17 protein-coding genes are annotated in these 17,092 nt (G+C 73.4%); 12 read left to right on the top strand and 5 right to left on the bottom strand.

The window, feature by feature from the left end; all coding sequences use genetic code 11:
• Window positions 1-4 precede the first annotated feature (4 nt).
• Window positions 5-331 carry a YciI family protein gene (locus tag Q2K19_RS05635; protein WP_302768172.1) on the bottom strand — a complete coding sequence of 109 codons (327 nt, stop codon included), beginning with the start codon at window positions 329-331 and terminating at the stop codon, window positions 5-7.
• Between the two features lie 90 nt (window positions 332-421).
• Window positions 422-1,270: a hypothetical protein gene (locus tag Q2K19_RS05630; protein WP_302768171.1), complete on the bottom strand. Its 849-nt coding sequence runs from the start codon at window positions 1,268-1,270 to the stop codon at window positions 422-424.
• A 28-nt stretch (window positions 1,271-1,298) separates the two neighbouring features.
• On the opposite strand from Q2K19_RS05630, the gene Q2K19_RS05625 reads away from it, so the two are divergent.
• The 4 genes from Q2K19_RS05625 (at window position 1,299) to Q2K19_RS05610 (ending at window position 5,948) form a co-directional block, all read left to right on the top strand.
• Entirely contained in the window at window positions 1,299-1,574 is a 276-nt protein-coding gene (locus tag Q2K19_RS05625; RefSeq protein WP_302768170.1) for a zinc-ribbon domain-containing protein, read from the top strand.
• Window positions 1,575-1,834: 260 nt separating this feature from the next.
• Complete coding sequence (locus Q2K19_RS05620) at window positions 1,835-3,226, top strand: MFS transporter (protein WP_302768168.1); 1,392 nt, start codon at window positions 1,835-1,837, stop codon at window positions 3,224-3,226.
• Window positions 3,227-3,304: 78 nt separating this feature from the next.
• A complete protein-coding gene (locus Q2K19_RS05615; protein WP_302768166.1) occupies window positions 3,305-4,393 on the top strand; it encodes a hypothetical protein in 1,089 nt (362 codons plus the stop codon).
• Window positions 4,394-4,430: 37 nt separating this feature from the next.
• The gene (locus tag Q2K19_RS05610; RefSeq protein WP_302768165.1) at window positions 4,431-5,948 is read left to right on the top strand and encodes a hypothetical protein; all 1,518 of its coding nucleotides are present in this window, start codon (window positions 4,431-4,433) and stop codon (window positions 5,946-5,948) included.
• Between the two features lie 8 nt (window positions 5,949-5,956).
• Here Q2K19_RS05610 and Q2K19_RS05605 read toward each other — a convergent pair whose 3' ends face one another.
• Window positions 5,957-6,910, bottom strand: a complete 954-nt coding sequence (locus Q2K19_RS05605; RefSeq protein WP_302768164.1) for a S41 family peptidase — start codon at window positions 6,908-6,910, stop codon at window positions 5,957-5,959.
• Between the two features lie 88 nt (window positions 6,911-6,998).
• On the opposite strand from Q2K19_RS05605, the gene Q2K19_RS05600 reads away from it, so the two are divergent.
• The 8 genes from Q2K19_RS05600 to Q2K19_RS05565 all read left to right on the top strand — a co-directional run bounded on the left by Q2K19_RS05600 (window position 6,999) and on the right by Q2K19_RS05565 (window position 13,648).
• The gene (locus Q2K19_RS05600; protein WP_302768163.1) at window positions 6,999-7,511 is read left to right on the top strand and encodes an ArsR/SmtB family transcription factor; all 513 of its coding nucleotides are present in this window, start codon (window positions 6,999-7,001) and stop codon (window positions 7,509-7,511) included.
• A gap of 128 nt (window positions 7,512-7,639) precedes the next feature.
• Window positions 7,640-9,934 carry a putative bifunctional diguanylate cyclase/phosphodiesterase gene (locus Q2K19_RS05595; protein ID WP_302768161.1) on the top strand — a complete coding sequence of 765 codons (2,295 nt, stop codon included), beginning with the start codon at window positions 7,640-7,642 and terminating at the stop codon, window positions 9,932-9,934.
• Window positions 9,935-9,996: 62 nt separating this feature from the next.
• Window positions 9,997-10,509 carry a hypothetical protein gene (locus tag Q2K19_RS05590; RefSeq protein WP_302768159.1) on the top strand — a complete coding sequence of 171 codons (513 nt, stop codon included), beginning with the start codon at window positions 9,997-9,999 and terminating at the stop codon, window positions 10,507-10,509.
• Between the two features lie 123 nt (window positions 10,510-10,632).
• Window positions 10,633-11,271, top strand: a complete 639-nt coding sequence (locus tag Q2K19_RS05585; RefSeq protein ID WP_302768157.1) for a hypothetical protein — start codon at window positions 10,633-10,635, stop codon at window positions 11,269-11,271.
• Window positions 11,272-11,421: 150 nt separating this feature from the next.
• Window positions 11,422-12,180, top strand: coding sequence for a MerR family transcriptional regulator (locus tag Q2K19_RS05580; protein WP_302768156.1), 759 nt, complete (start codon window positions 11,422-11,424; stop codon window positions 12,178-12,180).
• Between the two features lie 49 nt (window positions 12,181-12,229).
• Window positions 12,230-12,514 (top strand): putative quinol monooxygenase, encoded by a 285-nt coding sequence (locus Q2K19_RS05575; RefSeq protein ID WP_458329367.1) that lies wholly within the window; start codon window positions 12,230-12,232, stop codon window positions 12,512-12,514.
• Between the two features lie 161 nt (window positions 12,515-12,675).
• On the top strand, window positions 12,676-13,206 hold the full coding sequence (locus tag Q2K19_RS05570) for a helix-turn-helix domain-containing protein (RefSeq protein ID WP_302768154.1): 531 nt from the start codon (window positions 12,676-12,678) through the stop codon (window positions 13,204-13,206).
• Between the two features lie 4 nt (window positions 13,207-13,210).
• Complete coding sequence (locus tag Q2K19_RS05565; protein ID WP_302768153.1) at window positions 13,211-13,648, top strand: PIN domain-containing protein; 438 nt, start codon at window positions 13,211-13,213, stop codon at window positions 13,646-13,648.
• Window positions 13,649-13,821: 173 nt separating this feature from the next.
• Here the strand turns inward: Q2K19_RS05565 and Q2K19_RS05560 are convergent, their stop codons facing one another.
• Both Q2K19_RS05560 and Q2K19_RS05555 read right to left on the bottom strand, forming a co-directional pair.
• Window positions 13,822-15,333 carry a GntT/GntP/DsdX family permease gene (locus Q2K19_RS05560; RefSeq protein WP_302768152.1) on the bottom strand — a complete coding sequence of 504 codons (1,512 nt, stop codon included), beginning with the start codon at window positions 15,331-15,333 and terminating at the stop codon, window positions 13,822-13,824.
• 50 nt (window positions 15,334-15,383) lie between these two features.
• Window positions 15,384-16,925, bottom strand: coding sequence for a gluconokinase (locus Q2K19_RS05555; RefSeq protein ID WP_302768151.1), 1,542 nt, complete (start codon window positions 16,923-16,925; stop codon window positions 15,384-15,386).
• Window positions 16,926-17,092 lie beyond the last annotated feature (167 nt).

The raw sequence follows: 17,092 nt of genomic DNA, 5'->3' as shown, positions 1-17,092 counted from the left end.
CCGGTCAGTCCACCAGCGGGCGCAGCTCGATGCGCCCCGCGTACGCCATCGGGTGGGCGCGGGCCACCTCGATCGCCTCGTCGAGGTCGGCGCACTCCAGCAGGTCGAAGCCCACGATCACCTCCTTGGTCTCGGCGAACGGGCCGTCGCTGAGCAGCAGCTCGCCGTCGCGTACCCGGACGGTGGTGGCCGCGGCCGGGGGCGCGAACCGGCTGCCGGTCACGCGCTGGCCGCTGCCGTCCCGCTCGGCCACCCACTTCTCGATGTCGGGCGCGGCGTCAGGGTTCTTGTCCGGCTCGGTGTCGGTGCAGACGAGCATCATGTACTTCATGGGGCGCTCCTCGTTGTCGTGGTCCTGTCCAGCCTGACGAACAGCCGACCCGGATCCGGACAGCCCGGTGCGGACAATCTCGCAGAATTTTCAGAGCCGGCCCACAAGGCTGCGCAACCAGCGGTGCGCGTACGCCGGCTCGGTGGCCATCAGCGCGGCCACCCGGCGCCGGGTCGACGGCTCCCGTCCGTACGCGACCAACGACACCGCCTCCGCCAGGGCGGCCCGGGTCTCCTCGTCGTGCCCGGGCCCCGCCCCCTCCTCGGCGGTCCACTCCGCCAGCCGGAACGACCTGGTCAGCTTGCGCTGCTGGTCGGCGAAGTAGCTCCACCACGCCGGCAGCGACACGTTCACCACCGCCGGCGTGGGAAGTTCCCGGGTCCACTCGGCCTCCTGCTGCCAGCGGAAGGCGTGCGGGCTGGTCTTGCGGCGGGCGGTGACCCCGACGAAGCGGAGCTTGCGGCGGACCACGTCCCACGGCTCCCGCTCCTCGTCGACCCAGCGGCGGAGCAGGTGGAAGAGATTGCCGAAGGTGCCGCCCTCGTAGACCAGGTCGACCAGGGCGACCGGCTCGGCGGCACGGGCCAGCCGGTGCGGGGTGAGGCCGACCCCGCGCAGCAACTCGCGGGCTGCGGTGAGCTCCCGGTGCGGGAGCCGCCCCAGCGGGAAGCGCGCCGAGAAGGCGAGGCGGTGCAGCCGCCCACGCCGCTCGTCGTCGGCGAACACTCCGCTGAGCAGGTCGAAGAGCGAATCGGCCGAGCGCCCCACGAAGACCAGGTCGCCGCCGCCGGAGCGGGCGACCACCTTGGCCGCGCACTCCACCAGGTCGTCCAGGTACGGCAGGTTCGGCTCCCCGCAGCCGTCCAGCAGCGTGCCGAGATTGGCCGGCGTCACCAGGTCCCAGCGGAACGGCGGATGTACGGAGGGCAGGTCGGGCACGCGGCCATGGTGGCAGGAAGGTGAAGAAGTGGCAGGTGATATTCGCGGCGTCATTGGGTACTGCCGGGCGATGTTCTTCATCTTCGGGCTCCGGACCAAGGTCGCCCGGTCCGGCGTCGTCACCGAGGTCTGCCGCACCTGCGGCAGCCAGGCGGCCCAGGTCATCACCCGGCGGGCCACGAAATTCACCCTCTTCTTCGTCCCGCTGATCCCGGTGCGTACCCGCTGGACGAAGCAGTGCAGCTTCTGCGGGGCCCAGTACGACCTCTCCCGCGCCGAGGCCGAGCGCCTCCCGGTCGGCTGAGCATGGCCCGCTTCCTGTGCTGGCTGATCGGCCGCCAGCCGGCCACTGTGCCGCCCGCCCCGCTGCACTCCGTCTCCCGCCCGCCCTGCACGCCCGGCCGCAGGCACCGTCGCCGCCGCCGGCCGTCGGCGGGCGCCCTGTCTCCCCGCTCGCCCTGGAACCGCTCCGCCGGCCGCTGACCGTGTGATCTTCACCCCGCTATCGGACCCGTCCCCACCTGCGGCAATTACGCTGGGGCCGCCGTCCGAACGGGGAGAATCGTGCGCAATCACCCGGCTGTTGTGCTGGTGGCCGTCCTGCTGTCCACCATCGCGCTGCCGGTCTCGCTGACCGGCGCATCCGTCGCGCTGCCCGACATCGGTCGGGAGTTGCACGCCAGCCTGGCCGGCGTGCAGTGGGTGGTGAACGCCTACAACGCCACCTTCGCCAGTTTCATGCTCGCCACCGGTGCCCTCGCCGACCTGCTCGGCCGCCGCCGGGTGTATGCCGTGGGCGTCGCCGTCTTCGCCGTCGGCGGGCTGCTTGCCGCGTTCGCCGGGAACGTGCTGCTGCTCGACCTGGCCCGGGCGCTCGCGGGTGTCGGCGCGGCCGCTGCCGCGACCAGCGCCTCCGCTCTGCTTGCCGGGGCCTTCCAGGGTCGCGCCCGGGCCCGCGCGTTCAGCCTCTTCGGTACGGCGATCGGCGTCGGCCTGGCCTTCGGCCCGTCGATCGCCGGGCTGCTCATCGAAGGCTTCGGGTGGCGAGCCGTGTTCGCCGCCCCGGCGTTGGCCACCTGTGCGGTGCTCGCCCTCGTCCCGCTGCTGCCGGAGTCCCGCCAGCCGCATCCCGGGCGCCTCGACTGGCCGGGCACCGTCTCGTTCACCGCCGCGCTGCTGCTGCTCATTTTCGGTTTCGTGCAGGGCCCCGCGTACGGCTGGAGCGCTCCGGTCATCCTCGCCGCGTTCGCCGCCGCCGTCGCGTTGCTGGTGGCCTTCGTCCGGGTGGAGCGCCGCCGGGCCGACCCCATGTTCGACCTGACCCTGCTGGCGAGCCCCCGGTTCCTCGGCATCTGCCTGGCGGCGGCCACCATCGTCGCGGTGCTGGTACCGCTGCTGGTGTACCTCCCGGCGTACCTGACCACCGTGGTCGGACTCAGCCCAGGCGCGGCCGGTGCCACGCTGATCCTGCTGACCGCCCCGACCCTGGTGCTTCCGCTGCTCAGCGGGGCGTTGACCCGGCTGGTCCCGGCCACGGCGGTCACCGTCGTCTCGGTGGCCGTGGTCGCCGTCGGTGCGGCCTGGGCCACCGTGCTCGGCCCGGACGCGGACACCGCCACCCTGGCCGGGCCGCTGCTCACCATCGGCGTCGGGGTGGGACTGTCCATCGGGCTGTTGGACGCCATCGCGATCGGCAGCGTCGCGCCGGCCCGGGCGGCCACCGGCGCCGGGATGATCAATACGGCACGCCTGACCAGCGAGACGGTCGCCATCGCGGTGGTCGGGGCGGTACTGGCCAGCACCACCGCCGGTCGACTCGCCGACCCGGGCTTCACCGGCGGGCTGCGTACGGTCCTCTGGTCGATGGCCGGGCTGGCGGCGGCCGCCGCCGCGGCCACCGCGGTGCTGGTCCGGCGGGCCAGGGTCCGCGAACCGGAAGGAGCTCCGGCGGGTTGAAACCGATCCGGCTCCTCGTGCGCCCCTGACAGCGTCGCCCGGTCGGCTTCGCGATGAGGGCCGCTATCGTGGCCTGTCGTGACGGACACCGCGCACCGCCTGGCCGAGATCCGGGGTGGCGTGCCGCCCCGGCGGCACAACGCCCGGACCATCGCCGCGCTGACCGGCAACCCGGGCTGCACCCGCCGGGCCGTGCTGGACGGCGCCGGGGTGGACAAGCCGAAGCTGGCCGAGCGGATCGGCTTCCCGGCCCGGTTCGGCCAGTCCCGCTTCGCCATCACCCGGGGCAACGCGTTCGAGGCGCAGGTGAAGGCCGACGGCGGGGCGGAGCTGCTGCGGCTGGTCGCGGAGCGGTTGGGCGTACCGGTGCCGGCAGGCGCGAGCTGGACGGACCTGGGCGGCGCGGACGACCTGCCGGACCGCCAGGAGCGGTCCCGGGCGGTGCTCACCGCCGCCGGTGACGGCGCGGCGCTCTTCGACCACCCGCTGCTCGGCCTGGCGGTGGCCGGCCGGCGGGTGTACCTGGAACCGGACCTGGTCGCCGCCCGGCTCGGCGGCCGGTTCCACGTCGTGGAGATCAAGTCCTTCCCCGTGATCGACGGCCAGGCCGACCCGGCGAAGGTCTCCGCCGCCGCCATCCAGTCCGCCGTCTACGTGCTGGCCCTGCGCGAGCTGCTGGCCGCCGAGGGGCGGGACCCGGACCTGGTGTCGCCCGAGGTGGTGCTGGTCTGCCCGCGCGACTTCGCCAACCGTCCGGTGGCCAGCCTGGTCGACGTCCGCCGGCAGCTGCTGGTGCTGCGCCGCCAGCTCGACCGGATGGCCCGCATCGACGACCTGCTCGCCTCGGTGCCGGCGGACTTCACCGCCGACCTGGCCGCCGACCCGGCGACCCTGACCGCCGCGCTGTCCACCGTGGCTGCCCGTTACGCGCCGGAGTGCCTGGCCGCCTGCGAGCTGGCGTACTTCTGCCGGCACGAGGCGCGTGACCAGACCGCCGCGCTGGGCCGGCCGGTGCGGGAGGCGCTGGGCGGTGTCGCCGAGGTCGACGAGGTGCTGGCCCTCGCCGCCGGCGAGCGGGCCCCCGAGCCCGAGCAGGCGGAGGCCGCCGCGCTGCTGCGCGCCGCCGCGCGCCTGCGCGCCGACGCCCTCGCCGGACACCCCGCATGAGTACGCCCCGACCCGCCGGCCTTCCCGGGAGCAGCTCGTGAGCACGCTGCGCGCCCTCGCCAAGGCGCAGGCGCTCGCCGCCGGGGTGGCCCAGCCGGTCGCCACCGTCCGGCACCTGCACCTGTCCGAGCGCCCGCTGGTGCTGGTGCCCCTCGCCCTGGCCGGCGAGGCGAACGCCCCGCTCGCCGCCATGGTCGGCACCGCGGCCGACCAGCCGCGGCTGCTGATCGTGCCGCAGCCCCGCAACCGCGACCAGCGGTTCCGCTTCGCCGCCGAGCTGGCCGGGATCGTGCTGCCCTACCTGGACGAGTTCCGCGGGGCGACCGAGGCGGTGCCGGTCGACCGGGGCCGGGACGTGCGCCACCGCTACGTCGACGCCCCGCAGCTGCTGGTGCCCAACCCGGCCGGGATCACCTTCCTGCGGCTGTTCGGCCGCTCCACCCGGTTCCGCCGCCCGGACGGCGAGCACCCGGTGCACCCGTCGGTGCCGCTGCTCGGCCGCTGGCTGACCTTCTTCGCCGAGCGGGCCGAACATCCCGGCGCGGCGGCGCTGCTGGCGATGACCGAGGCGCTGACCCTGCACTGGGCGACCGGGCAGAGCGCGGTGGAGGACCTGCACCTGCCGGCGCTGCTCGGCTGGATCGACCCGCCGGCCGGGCTGACCGGCGCCGAGGCGGCCGCCCGCGCGGAGGACCCGGACGTCTGCCCGCCCGCCGGCCCGGCCACCGACCCCGACTTCGACAACCGCCGGCTCGCCCCGGCCGTCGCCGCGTACGCCGAGGCCGAGGCGGACCCGGTCGCCCGCGCCGGGGCGTACGCGGAGCTGGAAGGGCTGCTGCGCGACCAGCTCGCGCCCACCTGGGAGCTGATGTGGCGCGGCGTGGGATTGCTGCGCGCGCTGCCGCCCGGGGCCCGGGTGGCCGGCCGCTGGGACGGCGACCGGGACGCCTTCACCGGCTATGCCGAGCACGTCGACGCCGGGGGTGCGCCGCAGCCGCGCCGGGACGGGGCGGTGGCCGCGGCGGTGCGGCTGCACCGGCTGGAGCGGGCCCTCGCCTCGTACGCCGTCCAGCGCGCCTACGACGACCCGCTGGTGATGGCCGAGCACCGGCTGACCGGGGAGGCGTTCGTCGGCGAGGTGACCCTGGCCGACCCGAAGCGGGTGGACGACACCGGCAAGCGGCCGGTGCTGCGCCCCCGCATCCAGGTGGTCACCACCGAACCGGTGCTGGTGCCGGTCGGCGCGACCCTGTACTCGCCGGCCCGGCCGAGCCAGAAGGCCAAGGTGGTCTTCGTGACCCCCGGCGCGGACGGCAAGACCGAGGTGGTCCTCGAGCTCTCCGGCGGGATGGGCCGCGGGCTGACCGCGGCGCCCGGCAGCGTGCCCGAGGTGGGGGAGCGGCTCTGCTTCACCACCCTGTCGGACGCGTACCTGCCGGCCGGGAACTTCCCCGCCCCCGAGGAGACCCCGTGGACGCACGGCGGCCCGCCCGCCGCCGCGGCGGCCGAACCGGTCCCGGTCGTCGACGGCGACCCGGCCGAGGAATGGTCCTGAGGCTCGGGTCAGGAGAGCGTCGCCAGGGCCTCCCGCGCCTCGTCCGCCGTGGGCCGCTGCGGGTCCGCGGCGAGCAGGCTCTCCAGGGCCGTCCGGTACGCCGTGTCCTGCGCCTCGGCCGCCGGCACCTCGACGTCGGGCACCACCCCGCACCCCTCCCAGTTGGTGCCGGTCGCCGCGTGCACCGGCCGGGCCACCGGCACGGTCAGCTCCAGGTGCGGATGGGTGCGGAAGCCGACCCGGGGGTGCGCGCCGCCGCCGGTCCGCTCGCCGACCACCGTGGCCCGGCCGAGCTGCTGGAGGTCGTACGCCAGCTCCTCGCCGCCGGAGAACGTCTTCGGGCCGGTCAGCACGTGAACCGGCTTGTCGGGGGCGTACCGGGGGACCGGCAGGTGGGCGGCGCTCCAGAACTGGCGGCCGGTACCGGCCCGGTCGTACATGGTGTGCAGGTGCACCGGCTCGACGAAGAACCAGCCACAGATCAGGGCGACCATGTCGGGGCTGCCGCCCTGATTGCCGCGCAGGTCGAGCAGGAGCGCGTCGGTGCCGACGAGCAGCCGCAGCGCCGCCGTCATGGCGTCGCCGGCCAGCTGCGGCGGGAAGAGGCACGGGCTGATGTCCAGCACTCCGACGTTGCCGGGGAGGCGTTGCACCCGGGCGATGCCGCCCATGGTGGTCTCGGCGAGCCGGGTGAACTGCTCGTCGGCCGGGTCGTCGTCGACCTCGGCCAGCGGTGTCGGGTGATGCTTGAGTCGCAGGTGCAGGTCGCGGTTGACCGACTGGAGGTCCTCGGTGACCAGCGCGCCCAGCGCCGCCGGGTCGGTGACCTCGGCGTACCGGCCGGCGCGCAGGCGGTCGCCCAGGTGGGCCGCGATCCGCTCGGCGACCTCGGGGAAGACGTAGTGCTCGGCGACCAGTTTCGCGGACCGCTCGACGATCCCGGTGATCTCGTCCTGTCGCATCGGAGTGCCCCCGTCCGGTTGTCCACTGTGAGTGAGGGCAGTAGAGCAGCCGATTGACAAAGCGTCAAGAGAGTTGGACGCTTTCGTCGTGACCGACGACATCCCCGATGCGCTGGAGGTCCGCACCGCGGCCCACTTCAAGGCGCTCGCGCACCCGTTCCGCCACCGGCTGCTCTTCGCGCTCGGCGCCGGCCCCGCCACCATCAGCCAGCTCGCCACCGGCCTCGGCGCGGCGAAGGGCACCGTCGCCCACCACCTCAAGGTCCTCACCGAGGCCGGCATGGTCCGCACCGCCCACACCCGGCACGTCCGCGGTGGCACCGAGCAGTACCACCAACGCGCGTTCCGCCGGCTGGTGGGCGGGGCCGGCGACGCGAACGCCACCGCCGCGCTGCTCGGCGCGGTCGCCGAGGAGTTGGCGGTCGACCCCGACCCGCTGCTGCACCTGCGCCACCTCCGGCTCACCCCCGCGCAGGCGCACCGGCTCCGGGCCACCCTGGACGACCTGGTCGGCGACGCCCAGGAAGCCGGCCCCGACGAGCCCCGCTACGGCGTCCTGGTCGCCCTCTACCGCGGGGGCGACGCGCCGGCGGCCACCTGATCCGCCGGCGACGTACGCCGATCGCCTCTGGCGGTGGCCCCCGCGCTGGCCTAGGCTGGCGCCGTTCGCCGTCCGCAACCGGTCCGCCTCGTCGAGGGTGCGCTCAGAGAGAGCCGGAGCGAATCGTTGTGCCCCAGCAGGACGTGAACCGGGCCGTCACGGCGCGGGTCCGTTCCCCGCTCTCCGGCCGCGTCGGGCTCGTCGCGGCCGCGTTCGTCGTACTCGCCGAAGCCTGCTGGCTGAACGCCGGCCTGCCGCACGCCGCCCTGATCAGCGACCTCGGCGCGGTGGCCGTAGCCAGCTGGGCGGCGGTGTCCTGCGTCCGGGTGACCCGCCGGCACCCGGCGTCGCTGCAGCGGTTCTGGGTCCTCCTCGCGGTCACCATGGCGCTCGCCGCGCTCGGCCGCACGGTGTGGACGATCGAACGGCTGGCCGGGGACGCGCTGCCGCACACCCCGCTGGTCGGCGGGCTCTTCACCGCCGGCATCGTCACCGGGACGGCCGCGCTGCTCTGCTCCCTCGCCGCCCCGCGCAGCCTGGTCAAGCAGGCCCGCACCCTGCTCGACGGGGTGATCGTCGCGCTGGCCCTCATCCCGATGGGCTGGGTGGTGGTGTTCCGCGACATCGCCGCCGCCGACCTGGCCGACCCGCTGCGCACCTTCGGGCTGCTCTACCCGATGTTCGACCTGATGCAGCTCACCATCCTGGTGGCGGTCTCCGGGCCGGCCCGCCCGATGTGGCGGCCGCTCACCCTCATCGGCGCCAGCCTCGCCACCCGGGCCGTCGCCGACGCGATCTACGTCTCCCTCGTCGCGCGCGGCTCCTACGCCCCCGGCCACCCGATCGACGTCTGCTGGCCGCTCAGCTACCTGCTGCTGGGCGCCGCCACCGGATGCCGGCCGCCCGCCGAGTCCGACGGGGACGAGGAGACCGCGGAGTCGCCGCTGCCGCCCTGGTGGCGGGTGGCCATGCCGTACCTGCCGGTGGGCGGGGCGATCGTCGCCGTCGTGCTCGCTCGGCGGCCCACCGGCCAGACCCCGCACCTCATCTTCATCGGCATGATGACCCTGCTCGGCGTCCTGGCGCTGCGGCAGGGGCTGGCCGCCAACGAGAACCTGCGGCTGGTCGCCCGGCTGCGCCGGCTCGCGTTCTGCGACCAGCTCACCGGCCTGCCCAACCGGCTGACCTTCACCCGCCGGCTGCGCCGGGCCCTGCGCGACGGCGGCCCGGTCGCCGTGCTGCTGCTCGACCTGGACGGCTTCAAACAGGTCAACGACCGCTTCGGGCACGCCTCCGGGGACCGGCTGCTGACCACCATCGCCGACCGGATGCGCGAGGCCGTCGCCGCCGACGGGATGATCGCCCGGCTCGGCGGTGACGAGTTCGCCGTGCTGGTCGACCGGGGCCGGCCGGTGCCCCCCGAGCGGCTCGCCGAGCGGCTGCTCGCCGCCCTCCAGCCGCTGCCCGGCGAGGACGACCTCGGCGTGCACCCGTCCGCCAGCATCGGCATCGCCGAGTACGGCCCGCAGCACGCCTCGCACACCGACCTGCTCCGCGACGCCGACATCGCCATGTACGCGGCCAAGGCGGCCGGCAAGTCGGCGTACCGGACCTGCACCGCCGAGCTGCGCGAATCGGCGGTCAGCCGGGCCGAGCTCATCGCCGACCTGCGCCGCGCGGTCGACGAGGACCAACTGCTCATGGAATTCCAGCCGATCGTCGACCTGGCCACCGGCACGGTCCGCAGCGCCGAGGCCCTCGTCCGCTGGCGGCACCCCCGCCTCGGGGTGCTCACCCCGGCCAAGTTCCTGCCGCTGGCCGAGGAGACCGGGCTGATCCTGACGATCGACCGGTGGGTCATCCAGCAGGCCTGCCACGCCGCCGCGACCTGGCGGAAGCACTGCCCCGAGGTCACCGTCGCGGTCAACATCGCCGCCGCCCACCTGCGTCGCCCCGACCTGATCGCCACCGTCACCGGGGCGGTCGGGGCCGCCGGCCTGCCACCGCGCGCGCTCACCCTGGAACTCACCGAATCCGCGCTGATCGACGGCAGCGAGACGGTGCTGGAACGCCTCGCCCAACTCCGCGAGCTCGGCGTCCACATCGCCATCGACGACTTCGGCACCGGCTACTCCTCGCTGAGCTATCTGCACCGCATCCCGGCCACCGAGCTGAAGATCGACCGGTCCTTCGTGGCCCGACTCGACGCCGGCGACGGCCGCGCCTACGCCACGGTGGAGATGGTCAACCGGCTGGCCGGCGCGTTCGACCTGGCCGTGGTCGCCGAGGGAGTGGAGACCGGCGCCCAGCACGCGGCGGTCGCCGCGATCGGCTGCAGGCACGGTCAGGGCTGGCGGTACGGCCGTCCCGTCGCCCTGCCCGAGCTGCTCGCCACGCTCACCCCGGCCGACGTCGCGCACTGACCGGGACCGACCCGTTACGGTCCCGGATCGGGGCGGTGACCTGGTGGCGGGACAGTCACAGCATGAGAGCCCCGCTGCGCCGAACCGCCGCCGCGTCCGCGGTCGCGCTGCTCACGCTGCCCGGCCTGACCGCCTGCACCCCTGAGATCGGTGCGGCCATCGGCCTCAGCGTGGACGAGTCCGGCCAGCCGGTGGCCGTGCTGGCCTGGTGCACCCCGCGTCCGCCCGACGTGGTGCTGCTCTTCGACGCCGATGCCGACGACCACCATCCCCGGCACACCGAATGGGACTGGCCCGGCCGGGAATACACCGTGCCCGACGACGCCACCACACCGGCGACCGTGCCGCTGACCGGTTTCCCACCGTCGCGGCTTCCCGACGGCGTGGTCAACTTCGAGATGTACGCCGCCACCGAGGACAACTCCTTCAGCTCGGACGACGTGCGTTTCCGCGTCGACGACCTGGCGCGGCTGTCGCCCGGGTCGGTCCTGGTCATCGACTACCAGCAGGAAGCCGAGCCAGCGCGCGAACTGAGCCTCGACCAGTTCACCCGCCGCGGGGCCGAGCAGTGTTGACCCGGTGAAGGGGGCCTAAGGTCCCGGCCGGTACGGGGGTTTCGACCCTGCTGCCGGCGGCTGTCGGGCCGCGACGATGGGACGGTCATCAAATGAACGTCACCATCCACTCAGGAGCCAGACATGAAGCGACGGACGCTGGATCTGCTGTTCAGCATCGGCGGGCTGGGCCTCGCGGTCCTGCTGCTCGTCGTGGGCGTCGTCCTCACGACGAACGCCAACTTCGCCAACACCTACGTGCACGACCAGCTCGGCGCGCAGCACATCAGCTTCAAGCCGGCCGACACACTCACCGACGAGGAGAAGAAGTCGGACTGCCTGCGCGAGTACGCCGGCCAGCCGCTCACCACCGGCAAGCAGGCCGAGTGCTACGCCAACGAGTTCATCGGCCTGCACCTGCAGTCGATCGGCGGCGGCAAGACGTACGCAGACCTCGGCGCGCCGCAGACCGCGCTGCAGAAGCAGGTGGCCCAGGCCGAGCAGACCAACGCCGCCAACCTGGCCGACCTGCAGAAGCAGCTCGCCGACGTCACCGCCCAGCGGGAGACGGTGTTCAAGGGTGAGACGCTGCGCGGCCTGCTGCTCACCTCGTACGGGTTCAGCGAGTTCGGCCGCAAGGCCGAGCAGGGGGCCCTGGCCATGTACCTCGGCGCGGCGCTGCTCCTGCTGCTGTCGATCGCCGGCCTGGTGCACGCCTTCCGCACCCCGGCCAGCGAGGCGTTCGCCGCGCCCGAGCGGACCAGGGAGCCCGTCACCAGCTGACCGCCGCCGGACGCCCCCGGTCTCCGCCACCCCCGCCGGAGACCGGGGGCGGTCGCGTTTCCGGCACGCTGGTGTGAGCTGGGACCCAGAATCGGGCTTGACCCTCACGCAGCGGGAGGCGGGAGCCTTGGTCGCGGAAGGGAGGGGACGATGGCGTACACGGTGGGTCAGGTGGCCCGGGCCGCGCGGGTGACCGTGCGGACCCTGCACCACTACGACGAGATCGGGCTGCTGTCGCCGAGCGGGCGCACCGCGGTCGGCTACCGCCGCTACGACGACGCCGACCTGGAGCGGTTGCAGCTCATCCGGGCCTACCGGGAGCTGGGGTTCCCGTTGGAGGAGATCGCCGAGATCCTCGACGACCCGAGCGGGAGCCCGCTGCCGCACCTGCGCCGGCAGCACGAACTGCTCACCGCGCGGATCGGCAAGCTGCGCGAGATGGTCGCGGCGATCGAGCTCGCGATGGAGGCGAGAACGTTGGACATTCAGCTCACGCCGGAGGAGCGGTTCGAGGTCTTCGGGGATTTCGACCCGGACCAGCACGCCGAGGAGGCGGAGCGGCGCTGGGGGAGCACCGAGGCCTACCGGCAGTCGTCCGAGCGGGTCGGCCGGTACTCGAAGGAGGACTGGCTGCGCAACAAGGCCGACAACGAGGACTGGGCGCGGCGGATCACCGCGCTGATGGAGTCGGGCGCCCCGGCCGACGGCCCGGAGGCGATGGCGTTGGCCGAGGAGCATCGGCAGCTCATCACCCGCTGGTTCTACGACTGCTCGTACGAGATCCACACCGGGCTGGCCGACATGTACGTGGCGGACCCGCGGTTCACCGCCTACTTCGAGAAGATCCGGCCGGGGCTGGCCGCGTACCTGAACGAGGCGATCCACGCCAACGCGATCAGCCGGGCCTGACCGGCAGGGGATGCCAGGATGGGCCGGACGGCTCACCGCGGGAGGTCACGTGATCATCGTCGCCGGCACCCTCTACGTCGACCCCGCCGAGCGGGACGCCTACCTGGCCTCCTGCGTGGAGGCCGTCCGGGCGGCCCGCTTGGCGCCGGGTTGCGTCGACTTCGCGGTCAGCCCGGACCTCGTCGAGCCGGGCCGGGTCAACGTGTACGAGCGGTGGGAGTCCGACGAGCAGCTGCTCGCCTTCCGTGGGTCCGGCCCGGACGCGGAGCAGCAGGCGGCGATCCGCGGCGCCGAGGTGCACCGGTTCCGCATCTCCGGCGTCGAGGCGCCCTGAGCCGCCCGGGTTCCTGTGAAGCCCACCCCGCACCAGACCAGATGCGCTGCCTCTGTTGACACCGCACCTTTCGTAGCCAGGTCGCCGTCGCCCCTCGACCTCGGCGAATCCGTAGACGAAAGAAACGAAAATGGTTACGATGCTTGTGGCAAGGAGGGGACATGACCGCAGCTGCGCTGAGGGAAGAGACATACCTGCCGGACCCTGGCCGGCAACTCGCACAGGTCCATGACTTCCTGCAGGCTCATGAGCGGGCGGGCCGGGGGGCGGTGGAGCCGCGGTACTTTCTGGCCGGAGCCGCCGCCGGTGACCGCGTAGAGCTGCCCGCCGACCTGTACGCGGTGCTTCGTCAGGTCGTTGATGCCCTGGCGCGGGGGTTTGCGGTGACGGTGGCTCCGCGGACCCTGACGCTGACGACTCAGCAGGCTGCCGACCTGCTGGGCGTCAGCCGGCCGACGGTGGTCAAGCTGCTTGATGAAGGCAAGGTGCCGTTTGAACGCGTCGGCACGCACCGTCGAGTCCTGCTGCCTGACCTGCTCACCTACCGGGAGGAGCGCAGGGCTGAGCAGTATGCGGCACTTGAGGCCACGTCGGTGGACATCGACGACGAAGAGGACCTCGATGCCGTGTTGCGGCGGCTGCGTGAGGCCCGTCGCGCCGTCGGGCGCCGTCGGAGGGGCCTGACAGAATAGGCCGGTGTTCACGGCCCTCCTTGACACCTGCGTTCTCTGGCCGAATCTGCAGCGCGATTTCCTGCTCTCGCTTGCCATTGAGGGCATGTACCGACCTGTGTGGAGCGGGGTCGTTCTCGAGGAGCTGGAGTACGAGCAGGCGGCGAAGCTGGTCGCCCAAGGCAGGGAGGTCGCTGAGGCAGCCAGGTGGGCGCGATACCTCATCGAGCAGATGCGTCGGCACTTCGACGACGCGGAAGTCCACGGGTGGGAAGGCTTGGAAGGCACGTACGGCCTCCCCGATCCCGACGACGAGCATCTGGTGGCTGCGGCTGTCGTCGCCAACGCCGGGGCCATCATCACGCTCAACGTGCGTGATCTGCCAGCGATCAAGATTCCCGCGGGTCTCCAGGTGCTCTCACCGCAGGAGTTCGCGGCGAACATCGTGTCTCTCGATCCGTGACGGCTCGGGCTGCCGTGGCGGCCATCGCCGGACGATCAGGTAGGACCGGTCCGCCCCGGACCGAAGAAGACATCTTGAAGACCCTTACCGACCGGTACGGCATGACCTCTGCGGTGGAGCTGATGCGGCAGTAGCGGGTGCCCCACCCGACCGGCGGGGGCACCCGCGCCTGCTTACAACACCAGGTCGAGCAGGAGGACGCCGACGAAGCCGACCACCGAGATGATGGTCTCCATCACCGACCAGCTCTTGATGGTCTGCCCGACGGTCAGTCCGAAATACTCCTTCACCAGCCAGAATCCGGCGTCGTTGACGTGCGAGAAGAACAGCGACCCGCAGCCGACCGCGAGGGCCAGCAGCGCCACCTCGGGGCCCTGGAGGGTGGCGGCGAGGGGCGAGACGATGCCGGCGGCGGTGATGGTGGCGACGGTCGCCGAGCCGGTGGCGACCCGGATGCCGACGGCGACCAGCCAGCCGAGCAGCAGCGGCGAGATGTTCGCGCCCTTGGCGGCGTCCGCGACCAGGTTGCCCACCCCTGCGTCGACCAGGACCTGCTTGAAGCCGCCGCCGGCCGCGACGATCAGCAGGATGCCGGCGATGGCCGGCAGTGAGCCGCCGAGGAAGCCGGAGACCTGGGTACGGCTGAACCCGGTCCGGTAGCCGAGGAAGATCATCGCGAAGATGACGCCGGCCAGCAGCGCGACGATCGGGGTACCGATGATGTCGAGTGTCTTGCGGCCCGCCGTGTCCTTGGCGAGGGTCAGCTCGCCGATGGCCCGCAGCAGCATCAGCACCACCGGCAGCAGCACGGTGATGACGGCGGCCCACAGCGCCGGCGCCCGCCGCGGGCGCTGCCCCTCGTCGATCGGCTCGCCCGGGCGGCCGGTGCCCGGGTTGATCAGGTCGTCCTCGGTGACCAGGTCGCCGTCGGCGTCGAGGCGGCCGCCGGCCGGGGTGGTGGGCCGTTTGGCGTCGGCGACGGCGAGCGGCCGGCGGGTGGGCAGCAGCGCCTCGGGTGCGGTGGCGGGTACGTAGCGGGCGATGAAGTTGCCGAAAAGCGGCCCGGAGATGATCACGGTGGGGATGGCCACCAGCAGGCCGAGGGCGAGGGTCTGGCCGAGGTTGGCGCCGAGCGCGTCGATGGCGACCAGCGGTCCGGGGTGCGGGGGCACCAGGCCGTGCAGCACGGAGAGGCCGGCGAGCGCCGGGATGCCGATCTTCATCAGCGGCACGTCGACCCGGCGGGACACCAGCAGCACGATCGGCACCAGCAGCACCACGCCGACCTCGAAGAAGAGCGGCAGCCCGATCAGCGCGGCCACCCCGGCCATCGCCCACGGCAGGGCGCCGCCGGAGACCCGGGCGACCACCCGTTCCACGATGCTGTCCGCGCCGCCGGACTCGGCGAGCAGGCCACCGATCATCGCGCCGAGGGCGATGAGCAGGCCGACGCCGCCGACGGTGGAGCCGACCCCGGCGCTGAACGAGGTGACGATCTTGTCGGCGCCGACGCCGGCGACCACGCCGAGCACGGCCGCGCCGAGGATCAGCGCCAGGAACGGGTGCACCTTGCCCCAGGCGATGAGGACCACCACCGCGGCGATGCCGAGCAGGGCGGCGATGACCAGTTGGGTGTTGCCGGCGTTGGTGAGCGGTTCCGCCGGCGCGGCGAGGAGTGTGACCACGACTATCACGACCTTCGGTTAGTCAGTCGTCCGTGCCCCGGGACGGGCGATCACTGTGGAGGGGCGGTGGGCGGTGGTTCCGGCGGCAGGCTCGGTGCCAGCCGCCGCAGCGACGCGAACGTCGGCACGAGCGCGTCGTAGAGCTCGGAGAAGAGCGGCAGCAGGACCGCGTAGGTGGCGGCGGCGGCGGGGTCGGGGCGTACCGTTTCGTCGATCTTGACCAGGTCGGCGGCGACCTCGATGGATTCGATCAGGCCGAGCGCCTGCATGCCGAGCAGCGCGGCGCCGAAGCTGGAGCCCTCGTGCCCGGCGGGGAAACGCACCGGCATGCCGAGGGCGTCGGCGAGGATCTGCCGCCACAACGGGCTGCGGGCGAAGCCGCCGCTGGCCCGGACCTCGCGTACCTCGTTGCCGGCCGCCCGCACGGAGGCGAGGACCAGGGCGAGCTGCTGGCAGACGCCCTCCAGCGCGGCCCGGACCAGGTGCTCGCGCCGGTGGCCGTGGGTGAGCCCCACGTACGCGCCGCGGGGCAGCGCGCTCCAGTGCGGCGCCCGCTCGCTGAGCAGGTACGGCAGCATGATCAGCCCGCCGGAGCCGACCGGCGCGCGGGCGGCCAGGTCGAGCAGTTCCTCCTCGGTGTGCTCGCCGAGTTCCGGGGCGAGCGCCTCGCCGGCCCACTGGAGCACGATGCCGCCGTTGTTGATCGCGCCGCCGACCACCCAGCGCTGCTCGGTGAGGGCGTAGCAGAAGACGCCGCCGAGCGGGTCGACGCCGGGCCGTTCGACCATGACCCGCATCGCGCCACTGGTGCCGATGGAGCAGGCGACCTCGCCGGGGTGCACCGCGCCGAGCCCGAGGTTGGCCAGGGGCCCGTCGCCGGCGCCGACCACGACGGGGGTGTCGGCGGGCAGGCCGGTGGCGGCGGCCGCCTCGGCGGTCAGCCCGGGCAGCACGTGGGTGGTCGGCACGAGCTGGGGCAGTTGTTCCTCGGTGATGCCGGCGATGGCGAGGGCCTCGGCGTCCCAGGCGAGGCGGTGGATGTTCATCAGCCCGGTGGCCGAGGCGACGGAGTGGTCGGTGACCAGGGCCTCGGCCAGCCGCAGCAGCACGTAGTCCTTGATGCTGACCCAGTGCGCGACCCGTTCGTGCAGTTTCGGCTCCTGCTCGGCGAACCAGACGAGCTTGGGCAGTGGCGCCATCGGGTGCACCGGGGTGCCGGTGCGCCGGTGCAGGGCCAGCCCGGAGGGCGCGGCGCGGAGCCGTTCGGCCTGGGCGCTGGCCCGGGAGTCGGCCCAGGTGATCGAGGGGGTGAGCGGGACGCCGTCGGCGTCGAGGCCGATCAGGCTGTGCATGGCGGTGCTGAAGGACAGCCCGGCGACGGGTTCGTGGAGCTGTTCGGCGACCGCCCGGATCGAGCCGAGCACCGCGTCGTGGATCACCTGCGGGTCCTGCTCGGCGTATCCGGGGCTCGGCTCGTCCAAGGGGTAGCCGATCGAGTGGGCGGCGAGCTGCCGCCCGCCGGTGTCGTAGGCGACCGCCTTGGTGCTGGTGGTGCCGATGTCCACGCCCACCACGACGCCCGTCCCGCCCACCGGTCCACCTCCTCGTGAGGGCTACGGTGCACCCCGTGCGGCTGACGTTACCGAGGGTCAGCCCGTCGTGCATGGCGAAGCGGGGCCGTCGAGATCGCGCGGCCGGCTGCCCGATCAACGCAGCGGATTCCGCCTAACGTGTCGGTCAATCAGCCGATCGGTCAGAT

The sequence above is a fragment of the Micromonospora sp. NBRC 110009 genome, assembly GCF_030518795.1.
Taxonomy (GTDB): Bacteria; Actinomycetota; Actinomycetes; order Mycobacteriales; family Micromonosporaceae; genus Micromonospora.
Note: the sequence above shows the minus strand (reverse complement) of the source record. Positions and strands in the feature narration are given on the sequence as shown.